Annotated in this window: 10 protein-coding genes; all 10 read left to right on the top strand. The window is 67.9% G+C overall.

Going from position 1 to position 10038, the window contains the following annotated elements:
- Positions 1-206 precede the first annotated feature (206 nt).
- The gene (locus Taqua_RS12295; RefSeq protein ID WP_144326898.1) at positions 207-1289 is read left to right on the top strand and encodes a pilus assembly protein PilM; all 1083 of its coding nucleotides are present in this window, start codon (positions 207-209) and stop codon (positions 1287-1289) included.
- Positions 1286-1903 (top strand): PilN domain-containing protein, encoded by a 618-nt coding sequence (locus Taqua_RS12290; RefSeq protein WP_144326895.1) that lies wholly within the window; start codon positions 1286-1288, stop codon positions 1901-1903. The genes Taqua_RS12295 and Taqua_RS12290 overlap by 4 nt, the downstream gene beginning before the upstream one ends.
- 23 nt (positions 1904-1926) lie before the next feature.
- Entirely contained in the window at positions 1927-2625 is a 699-nt protein-coding gene (locus Taqua_RS12285) for a type IV pilus inner membrane component PilO (protein ID WP_144326894.1), read from the top strand.
- On the top strand, positions 2622-3170 hold the full coding sequence (locus Taqua_RS12280) for a pilus assembly protein PilP (protein WP_144326893.1): 549 nt from the start codon (positions 2622-2624) through the stop codon (positions 3168-3170). Before Taqua_RS12285 ends, Taqua_RS12280 begins: the two co-directional genes overlap by 4 nt.
- A gap of 74 nt (positions 3171-3244) precedes the next feature.
- Positions 3245-5371 carry a type IV pilus secretin PilQ gene (locus tag Taqua_RS12275; RefSeq protein WP_246094721.1) on the top strand — a complete coding sequence of 709 codons (2127 nt, stop codon included), beginning with the start codon at positions 3245-3247 and terminating at the stop codon, positions 5369-5371.
- Positions 5372-5381: 10 nt separating this feature from the next.
- Positions 5382-6569 carry a hypothetical protein gene (locus Taqua_RS12270; RefSeq protein WP_144326891.1) on the top strand — a complete coding sequence of 396 codons (1188 nt, stop codon included), beginning with the start codon at positions 5382-5384 and terminating at the stop codon, positions 6567-6569.
- Entirely contained in the window at positions 6569-7126 is a 558-nt protein-coding gene (locus Taqua_RS13615; RefSeq protein WP_144326897.1) for a shikimate kinase, read from the top strand. Before Taqua_RS12270 ends, Taqua_RS13615 begins: the two co-directional genes overlap by 1 nt.
- A 9-nt stretch (positions 7127-7135) precedes the next feature.
- Entirely contained in the window at positions 7136-8317 is a 1182-nt protein-coding gene (gene aroB / locus Taqua_RS12260; RefSeq protein WP_144326890.1) for a 3-dehydroquinate synthase, read from the top strand.
- Positions 8318-8339: 22 nt separating this feature from the next.
- On the top strand, positions 8340-9554 hold the full coding sequence (locus Taqua_RS12255) for a deoxyguanosinetriphosphate triphosphohydrolase (protein ID WP_144326889.1): 1215 nt from the start codon (positions 8340-8342) through the stop codon (positions 9552-9554).
- Positions 9555-9558: 4 nt separating this feature from the next.
- Positions 9559-10038 (top strand): MFS transporter (locus tag Taqua_RS12250; protein WP_246094720.1); only part of this gene is annotated, 480 nt, incomplete at its 3' end.

Here is a 10038-nt window from a genome sequence, read left to right as displayed (position 1 = left end):
GGGGCTGGCGCTGGCCTATCCCAACCTGCCCGACGTCAGCGAGCTGGCCGACTACCGACCGAAGCTTCCGCTGCGCATCTACGCCCGCGACGGCGACGATGACGGGGCCGAAGGTAGTCACTGGGCGTTGAAACTGCTAGGATCGGCAGCAAACGAGTGTCGAGTGTCGCGCCGTGTTGCACGTGGTCGAGTGTGGGGGGGGGGATTTGTTTGCGTTCAATGCCCTGTTGCGCCGAAAACCAGCCCCGCTGCTGGGGATCGATATCAGCTCCTCCACCATCAAACTGGTGGAGCTCGACCGCGACCGCGGCGGGGCGCTGCGCCTGCTGCATTGCGCCATCGAGCCCCTGGAGCGGGGTTGGGTGGTGGACGGCAACATCGAAAAGTTCGACGAAGTGGCCGAAGCCCTACGGCGGCTGGTGCACAAAGCGGGCACCCGCACCAAGCGCGCCGCGTTGGCGTTGCCAGGCTCGGCCGTCATCACCCGCAAGATCAGCCTGCCGGCCGAGCTGGACGAAGACCAGCTCGAAATCCAGGTCGAGGCCGAAGCCGCGCAACTGATCCCGTTTCCGCTGACCGATGTCGCGCTGGACTTTTGCGTCATCGGTCCCTCCAGCACCGCCGCGGGCTACCAGGAAGTGCTGGTGGCCGCCGCGCGCAAGGAAAAGGTCAACGACCGTCAGGGTGTGGCCGAAGCCGCGGGCCTGCAGCCGGTGATCGTGGACGTGGAGCCGTACGCATCGCGGCTGGCCGCGACGCGGGCCATCGAACGGTTGCCTGGCGGGCGCCAGCAGCTGGTGGCGTTGTTCGAGATCGGGTCGCAGTCCACCACGCTGCAGGTGGTGCGTGGTGACGACATGGTCTACGAGCGCGACCAGCCGATGGGCGGTGAAGGGCTGACCGAGATGATCGCGCGCCAGTACGGCCTGAGCCGCGATGAAGCCGAGCTCAAAAAGAAGCAGGGCGGCGCCGCGCTGCCCCCGGATTACGCGCAGGCGGTGCTGCAGCCCTTTTTGGACAGCTTGGGTCAGGAGCTCGGGCGGGCCTTGCAGTTTTTCTTCACCAGCACGCCGCACAACCGGGTGGACCATATCCTGCTGTCGGGGGGCTCGGCCAACCTGCCGGGGCTGGCGCAGACGGTCACCCTGCAGACCGGGTTCGCGGCCAGCGTCGTCAACCCGTTCGATGGCATGGCCGTGCCACCGTCGATTCCGGCGGCGCGCCTGGCGCTGGAGTCCACCTCGTACCTCGTGGCCACGGGGTTGGCGCTGCGGAGGTTTGCGTCATGATCGCCATCAACCTGCTGCCGCACCGCGAATGGGCGCGCAAAAAGCGCCGCGAGGCGTTTTATACGCAGCTTGTGCTGGCGGTGCTGGTCGGTGTGGGCATCGCAGTCGGCGTCTACACGCTGTATGAGGTGCGCATCGGCGCGCAAGAGGCACGCAACCGCCTGCTGCAAACCGAAATCGCCAAGCTCGACGCCCAGATCAAGGAAATCGCCACGCTGCAAGAGGAACTCGACGCGCTGAAGGCTCGGCAAGAGGCGGTAGAGAGCTTGCAGGCGGACCGCAACCTGCCGGTGCACCTGCTCAACGAACTGGTGCGCCAGCTCCCCGACGGCGTGGCGCTGCGTTCGATCAAGCAATCCGGCACCTCGATCGCCATCACCGGCGTGGCGCAGTCGCAAGAGCGGGTGTCGGAGCTGCTGCGCAACCTGGGTGGGGCCAGCCCATGGTTGACGCAGCCGCAGCTGATCGAAATCGCCGCCGCGACGATGAACCTCAACCCAGGCGGCCAGCGGCGGGTGTTCAATTTTTCGCTGCGCGTGCAGCAAGCCAAAGGGCCGTCGGCGCCGGGGCCCGCGCCGGCCGCGGCCAAGCCTGGCGCCGGCCCGTCGGCCTAAAGGATCGTGCGAAGGACACTCCCATGGCCAACCCCCGAGGCAAACCCGCTCGCAAGCCGGCTGTCGACGTGACGGCCCTGGTGGCGCTGTTGCGGCGTCAATTTACGAACCTCGACCCGAACGACCCGTCGCGCTGGCCGGCCTTGCCGCGCGGCCTGCTGTTGCTGGCGGTGGCGGTGCTGGTGCTGGCGGGGCTGTGGTACGTGTGGCTGTCGGACCAGGCGGCAGCCCTGGAAAACGCCCAGCGCCGCGAGGCCGATTTGCGTACCCAGTACACCCAGAAAGTGGCCAAGGCGGTGGCTCTGGATACGCTCAAAGGCCAGTTGGAACAGGTGCGCCAGTACGTGGCGCAGCTCGAAAAACAACTGCCGAACCGCGCCGAGATGGATGCGCTGCTGTCCGACATCAACCAGGCGGGCATCGGCCGTGGTCTGCAGTTCGAGCTGTTCCGCCCAGGGCAGGAGGTCGTGCGCGACTACTACGCCGAGTTGCCGATCACCGTGCGGGTTTCCGGCTCCTACCATGACATCGGGCGTTTCGTGGCCGACGTGGCGCACCTGTCGCGCATTGTCACGCTCAACAACCTGTCGATTGCCCCCACGCCGAACCGCAACGACCAGTTGACGATGGAAGCCACCGCCAAGACGTTCCGCTACCTCGACCCCGACGAGGTGCTGGCGCGCAAAGCCGCGGCCAAAAAGGCCCAGGGAGGCAAACAATGAGGCCGGACCGTGGTTGGGGCGCCTGGGCGCTGGTAGGCTTGCTGCTGGGCGTGGGTGGTTGTGGCGCCCGCGACGACGACCTCGCCCAGTGGATGGTGCAGCAACGTGCCCAGGCCACGCCCAAAGTCGAGCCCGTCAAGGCCCCCAGCGTGTTCCAGCCCGAGCCGTACATCGTGGCTGCGGAGCTGTCGCCGTTCAGCGACGACAAGCTGGTGCGAGCGCTGCGCAGCGACAGCGCCAACGCGGTGTTGTCGCGCCTGCTGGCGACCGAGCAAAACCGCAAGCGCGAACCGCTGGAGGATTTCCCGCTGGACACCATGGCCATGGTCGGCTTGCTGGACAAGGGCGGCCGGCGCGTGGCACTGGTGCGCGCCAACGGCCTGCTGTACCAGGTGCGCGTGGGTAACTACATGGGGCAAAACTACGGGCGCGTCACCGCCATCGGTGACAACCACATCACCCTGCGCGAAATCGTGCAGGACGCCGCTGGCGAATGGGTGGAGCGCACCACGACGCTGCAGCTGCAGGAAGGAACTGGCAAATGAACGAGCGACTCGGGTACCAGGGGCGGCGGCCCGCAGCGACCGCGCGGCGGCCCGGCCGCTGGGTGGCGTGGGCCGTGGGCTTGGGCGTGCTGTGTTCGCACGGCTGGGCGTGGGCGCAGGGTGCGATCCGGGCGGTGAGCGCCCAGGTCAGCGGCGGCGTCGAAGTCGTGCGCATCGAGACCGAGGCCTCGCTGCCCGGGGTGCCACCGACGTTCACGATTCAGTCACCGGCGCGCATCGCGCTGGACTTTGCCGGCACGCGCAACGCCACCGGCAAAACCGCCATCGACGTCAACCAGGGCAACCTGCGCTCCGTCAACGTCATCGAAGCCGGCGAACGCACCCGCGTCGTGCTCAACCTCAACCGGTCGGTGCCCTACGAGGCGCGCGCCGAAGGCAACGTGCTGCTGGTGACCCTGCAGCCCCCAGTGGCCGCGGCACCGACGGCCGAGGCGGCGCCAACCTTTGCCAGCACCGCCGCGCCGGATGCCGCCGCCGCGCCGCTGGCCGACATCGACTTCCGCCGTGGTGACGACGCCGCAGGACGCGTGATCGTGCAACTGGGCAACGCCCAAACCCCCGTCGACATTCGCCCGCAGGGACGCAACGTCGTGGTCGAGTTCCAGCGCAGCACCTTGCCCGAAGGACTGCGACGTCGCCTCGACGTCACCGACTTTGGCACGCCGGTGCGCACCATCACCGCGACGCAGACCGGCGACCGCGTGCGGCTGCTCGTCGAAGCCAGCGGCGACTGGGAGCACAGCGCCTACCAAAGCGACAAGCAGTTTGTGCTGGAGGTGCGCCCGCTCAAACCCGACCCGACCAAGCTTGTGCAGGGGCCCAAGTACAGCGGCGAAAAACTGTCGCTAAACTTCCAAAATATCGACGTGCGCGCGCTGCTGCAGGTTATTGCGGACTTCACCAACTTCAACATCATCACCACCGACACCGTGCAGGGCAGCCTGACGCTGCGTCTGAAGGATGTGCCTTGGGACCAGGCGCTGGACATCATCCTGGAGGCTAAGCAACTCGGCATGACCCGCACCGGCAACGTCATCCGGGTGGCGCCTAAGAAGGAGCTGGACGACGAGGCCGTGGCACGGCGGGAGGTCAACAAGAAGCTCGAGGCTCTCGAGGTGTTGCAGACGGAGACCTTCCGGCTCAACTTCGCCAAGGCGCAGGAGGCGGCCGAGGCCCTTCGGCAAGGCGTCAACACCGGATCGGGCGAGAACGCCAGCACCAATCGCCTGCTGTCACCGCGCGGCTCGGTCATTGCCGATGTGCGCACCAACCAGGTGTTCGTCACCGACGTGGCCTCGCGGCTGGAGGCGGTGCGTCAGTTTATGGCTAAGGTCGACACGCCGAGGCGGCAGGTCATGATCCAGGCACGTATCGTCGAGGCGCGCGAGGGCTTCAGCCGCTCGCTGGGCGTGCGGCTGGGTGGGGCTGACCTGCGCACGATCCGCGGCGGCGATGCAGGCTACAGCGTCGGGGGGACTGCGCGCGCCGCCATTGCTGGCTCCTACGACGCCATCACGTCGACCACCGGGCAGACTGCCAACCTGATGACCAACGCGAACACGACATTCGTCAGCCTGCCGGCGCGCAGCGGCCTGTCTGGGGCGGGAGTGCCGCGGTTCGCGATCTCCCTCTTCAGTCCGGCGGCCAACCGCTTTCTGAACCTGGAGCTGTCGGCACTGGAGTCGGACAACCAGGGGCGAATCATTTCCAGTCCCCGTGTGCTCACGGGTGACCTGACCAAGGCGACCATCAAGCAGGGCGACCAGATCCGCTTCATCCGTCGGCGACAGGCTGCCAACGGTCAGATTGAGGATGTCATCGAGACTATCGACGCTAACCTGCAGCTTGAGGTGGAGCCGCAGATCACGCCCTCCGGGCAGGTGATGGTGAAACTGAAGGCCGCCGCGAAGAACCGTCTGCTGCGCATCACCGACGCCGGGCCGCAGCTGGATGTGCGTGAAGTGCAGACCGACGTCATGGTGGAGAATGGCGGTACCGTGATGATCGGGGGCATATTCGAGCATGAGGAGTCGCAAGGTGTCGACAAGGTGCCAGTGCTCGGAGACGTGCCGGTAGTCGGCAACTTGTTCAAGAGCCGTAACCGCGACACGCAGAAGCGCGAGATGGTGATCTTCCTGACCCCGTACATCGTCGATGGCGCGGCGACGCCCTTCCAATGAGGTTGTGAATATGGAACGCTGGTTCATCCGTTGGCCTATGAAGCCGTTGTGGGCGATCGCTGCACTCATCGCCGGTCTGCTGACCGTGGCCTGCGGTGGTGGTGGCGGTTCCCCCGGTGCGAATCCGAACACGGGCGCGCTTTCGGTCGGTGGGGTGTCTGCGGTCACCGTTTTGCCGGGTGAGTCCAAACTGCTTCCCGTGACCGGTGGCGTGCCGCCCTATCGCGCGGTGACCTCCGAAGCCGCCGTGGCCGTGGCGGCCATGGATGGCAATTCGCTGGTCGTTGGTGGCATCGCGCCGGGGGCGTCTACCAACGTGATTGTCACGGACTATGCCGGCACGAGCAAAACGGTGTCCGTGACGGTGGGGACGAGTGTGCCCCTGTACACGACGGCCCCGGCTGCGCTGACGATTGGGGTGGGGTCATCACAGGCGCGCACCTTCCGTGTCAGCGGTGGGGTGAAGCCCTACACCATTACTGGCAGCGCACCCTTGGTCGCGACCGTCACCCAGCTGAATGCGGAGGAATGGAGCATTCAGGGGGTGGCCATCGGCGACATGAAGGTTCGTATCCGAGACGCCGCCGGCAAGGAGTTGGAAGTGGCGGTGACGGTGGGCTCACCGGAGCTGCGCATTTCTTCGGACAACCTGACCCTACCGATTGGTATCCCTGCGACGGTGGTGCTGTCCGGAGGGCAAAAACCGTACTCGATCGCGGGCGGTATTCCCGCCGCCATCCAAGTCCGGCTGCTTCCGGGATCGGACAGCGAGTTCGAGATTCTCGGTCTGCTGGCCACGGGTGACGTCGACGTCGTGTTTTCCGATGCCTCTGGGAAAACGGTGAAGACGAAAGTCACGATCAATACGGCCACGACACAAATCCGTGTTTCGCCCTCGGCGGTGAGTTTGGGCGAGCAGTCGGGTTCGTCGGTTAGGTTCAGTTTCTTGACGGCGGCCAAGGGTGCGCCGACGGTTCTCAGCAGTTTCCCGGGACTGGTGTCGGTGTCGGCGGTCACGGCGCCGGAGTTCAATGCCGATGGTTCGATCAAGACGCCCGGCTCCTTCGTGGGTACGGTATCGGGCACGACCTGTGTGAAGGCGGACACCCCGGTCACGCTGACGGTCATCGACAGCCATGGGTCGATCGGGACGGCGGTGGTGACGGTGGTGGACACCAATCCGGCCTCTTGTCCCTAATGGCTGGCCATGTCATCTTGATCGGCCTGCCCGGCGCCGGCAAGACCACGGTCGGCCGGCAGCTGGCGCGGCGGTTGCAGCTGCCATTCGTCGATTCCGACGCCGTGATCGAGGAGCGGCTCGGCTGCAGCATTCGCGAGTTCTTCGAGCGGGAGGGCGAGGAGCCCTTCCGCGACGTGGAGGAGGCGGTGCTGGACGAGCTGACGCGCGGCGAGTCGTGCGTGCTGTCCACCGGCGGCGGGGCGGTGCTTCGGCCGGCCAACCGGCAGCGGCTGCGTGCGCGCGGGCGGGTGTTTTACCTGCGCAGCACGCCGGAAGAGTTGTACCGGCGTTTGCGGCACGACCGCACCCGCCCGCTGTTGCAAGTGGCCGACCCGTTGCAGCGGCTGCGCGATCTGTACGCGGTGCGGGATTCGCTGTACCGCGAGACGGCGCACTACGTGATCGAAACCGGCCGTCCCACGGTGGCCACGTTGGTCAACATGATCTTGATGCAGCTGGAGCTGGGCGATGGCGCCCCACCGTCCGTGCAGGCACAGGCACAGGCGCACGGCTAAACTTGCGGCATGACCACCGCCGCCCGCCCCACCAACGCCCCGTTGCCCGCCCCGGCCGAAGCGCCGACGGTGCTGCACACCGTGACCATCGATCTTGGGGCGCGCAGCTACCCGATCGTCATTGGTACCGGCTTGTTGGACGCGCCTTCGACGTGGGCAGGGCTGCCACGCGCTGCCAGCGCGATGGTGGTGACCAACACGACGGTGGCGCCGCTGTACGCGGCGCGGCTGTGCGCCGCGTTGCAACCGCACTACCCGCGGGTGCTGCAGGTGGTGCTGCCCGATGGCGAGGACCACAAGGACTGGCCGACGCTGAACCTGATCTTTGACGCCCTGCTCGGGCAGGGGTGTGACCGCAAAACGGTGCTGTTTGCCTTGGGTGGCGGCGTCATTGGCGACATGACCGGGTTTGCCGCTGCCTGCTACATGCGCGGGGTGCCGTTCGTGCAGGTGCCCACGACGCTGCTGGCGCAGGTCGATTCGTCCGTGGGCGGCAAAACGGCGATCAACCACCCGCTGGGTAAAAACATGATCGGCGCCTTTTACCAGCCGGTGCGGGTGGTGTGCGACCTGGCCACGCTGGGCACGCTGCCCGAGCGTGAGTTCAACGCCGGCTTGGCCGAGGTGATCAAGTACGGCCCGATCGCTGACCCAGGGCTGCTGGACTGGATCGAGGCCAACCTGGCGCGGCTGCGCGCGCGCGACCCCGCCGCGCTGGCGCACGCGGTGCGGCGCAGCTGCGAGATCAAGGCCGCTGTCGTGGGGCAGGACGAGCGCGAATCGGGGCTGCGCGCGATCCTGAATTTTGGTCACACGTTCGGTCACGCCATCGAGGCGGGGCTGGGCTACGGCCGGTGGCTGCACGGCGAGGCGGTCGGCTGTGGCATGGTGATGGCCGCGCACCTGTCGCACCGCCTTGGGCGCGTGTCGGCGGCGTACGTGCAGCGGCTCACGCGCCTGATCGAAGCCGCCGGGCTGCCGACGCGTGCGCCACGGCTGGCTGACGACAACGCGGCGCGCTACCTGGGGCTGATGCGGGTGGACAAAAAGGCCGAAGCGGGCGCCATCCGTTTCGTCGTCGTCGATGAGCTGGGCCGCGCCGATCTGTGCCCCGTGCCCGACGCGCTGGTGGCGGAGGTGATTGAGGCCTGTTGCGCGCAGCCGCAGGCCAGCGCGGCCAGCACGGTGTAGGCTGGGCGTGCGGGGCAGGCCGATGGACGCGCCGGTGTGGACCACCCAGCCGTCGGGGGCGCTGGCCCCCTACGCCTGCGACCCCGCGCGCAGCCGCGGGCGGCGCTACCCGGAGCCGGCCGCGCCGACACGCAACGCCTTCCAGCGCGACCGCGACCGCGTCATCCACTCGACCGCGTTTCGGCGCCTGGTGTACAAGACCCAGGTGTTTCTCAACCACGAAGGTGACCTGTTCCGCACCCGGCTGACGCATTCGCTGGAGGTGGCGCAGCTCGGGCGCAGCATCGCCCGCGCGCTGGGGTTGCACGAGGACCTGGTGGAGGCCATCGCGCTGGCGCACGACCTTGGGCACACCCCGTTTGGCCACGCCGGCCAAGATGCCCTCAACGCCTGCCTGCATGAGGACGACGGCCCTGCCGCCCAGGAGCCGCGCGGCCCCGACGAGCCGCACGGGGGCTTTGAGCACAACCTGCAAAGCCTGCGCGTGGTCGATGCGTTGGAGGAGCGTTACCCGGCGTTCGACGGCCTCAACCTGTGCTTCGAGACGCGCGAAGGCATCCTCAAGCACTGCTCGCGCGCCAACGCCGAGTGGCTCGAGGTGCGCGAGCCTGGCGGCGTGGGCGCGCGCTTTGTGCTGGGTCAGTCGCCGTCGCTGGAGGCACAGCTGGCCAACGTCGCCGATGAAATCGCCTACAACGCGCACGACATCGACGACGGCGTGCGCAGCGGCCTGCTGACGCTGGAGCAACTGGAGGCGGTGCCGCTGTTTGACCAGTTCCGGCGTGAGGTGCTGGCCGAATTCCCCCGCTTGCAGGGGCGTCGCTTGTTGTACGAATCGATCCGGCGCATGCTCAGCGCCCAGGTGTACGACGTGATTGACGCCACGCGCGCCGCGCTGCGCGACGCAGGCGTGCGCACGCTGGACGAGGTGCGCGCCAGCCGGCCGCTGCTGGGGTTTTCAGCCGGGATGCGGCAGGCCAGCGCCGAGCTCAAGCGCTTTTTGCTGGTCAACTTGTACCGCCACCCGCAGGTGCTGGAGACCACCGCGCGCGCGCGCCAGGTGGTGCGTGACCTGTACCGCGCGTACTGCGCCGACCCCACGCTGTTGCCGGCGCCACGGCCCGGTGTGCGGGTGTCGCTGCGGCGGCGCGCGGCGGACCACATCGCTGGCATGACCGACCGCTACGCCATCCGCGAGCACGAGCGGCTGACCGGTCAGCGGCTGTTTGGAGGCTGACCCCATGGCGCGCGCGGGTGTGCGGGGTATCCCGGCGGGCGCGATGTGGATCGTGGCCATGGGGGTGGCCAGCGCGTTGCACGTGGGCAAACTGCCGCCCGCGCTGCCGGTGCTGGCGCGCGAGCTGGGTGTGACGCTCGTCCAGGGCGGTTTTTTGCTGTCGCTGATTCAGTTGGCGGGCATGACGTTGGGGGCGATCCTGGGCCAGGTGGCCGACCGGCTGGGGCCGCGGCGGGTGATGCTGGCGGGCTTGCTGGTGCTGGCGGTGGCCAGCGCCGCCGGGGCGCTGGCGCCGACGCCGGTTTGGTTGCTCGGGACCCGGGCGGTGGAGGGCGTGGGCTTTTTGATGGCCGTGCTGCCCGCGCCGGCACCCCTGGTCGCGACGACACCGGTGCCGCCAACCCCGGCCGACGCCACGGGCGAGGTCACGGCGCTGGGCCTGGCTTTGGCCGTGCTGGGCGCGCTGGTGGGTGGCATGATCCTC

The organism is Tepidimonas aquatica, from assembly GCF_007556585.1.
GTDB classification, from domain to species: Bacteria; Pseudomonadota; Gammaproteobacteria; order Burkholderiales; family Burkholderiaceae_C; genus Tepidimonas; species Tepidimonas aquatica.
The sequence above is the reverse complement of the archived record's forward strand: the minus strand, read 5'-3'. Positions and strand labels throughout refer to the sequence as shown.

Coding starts and splice junctions, on each gene's coding strand:
- Taqua_RS13615 (WP_144326897.1), top strand. CDS start 6,569: ATGGCTGGCCATGTCATCTTGATCGGCCTGCCCGGCGCCGGCAAGACC.
- Taqua_RS12270 (WP_144326891.1), top strand. CDS start 5,382: ATGGAACGCTGGTTCATCCGTTGGCCTATGAAGCCGTTGTGGGCGATC.
- Taqua_RS12290 (WP_144326895.1), top strand. CDS start 1,286: ATGATCGCCATCAACCTGCTGCCGCACCGCGAATGGGCGCGCAAAAAG.
- aroB (WP_144326890.1), top strand. CDS start 7,136: ATGACCACCGCCGCCCGCCCCACCAACGCCCCGTTGCCCGCCCCGGCC.
- Taqua_RS12255 (WP_144326889.1), top strand. CDS start 8,340: ATGGACGCGCCGGTGTGGACCACCCAGCCGTCGGGGGCGCTGGCCCCC.
- Taqua_RS12285 (WP_144326894.1), top strand. CDS start 1,927: ATGGCCAACCCCCGAGGCAAACCCGCTCGCAAGCCGGCTGTCGACGTG.
- Taqua_RS12280 (WP_144326893.1), top strand. CDS start 2,622: ATGAGGCCGGACCGTGGTTGGGGCGCCTGGGCGCTGGTAGGCTTGCTG.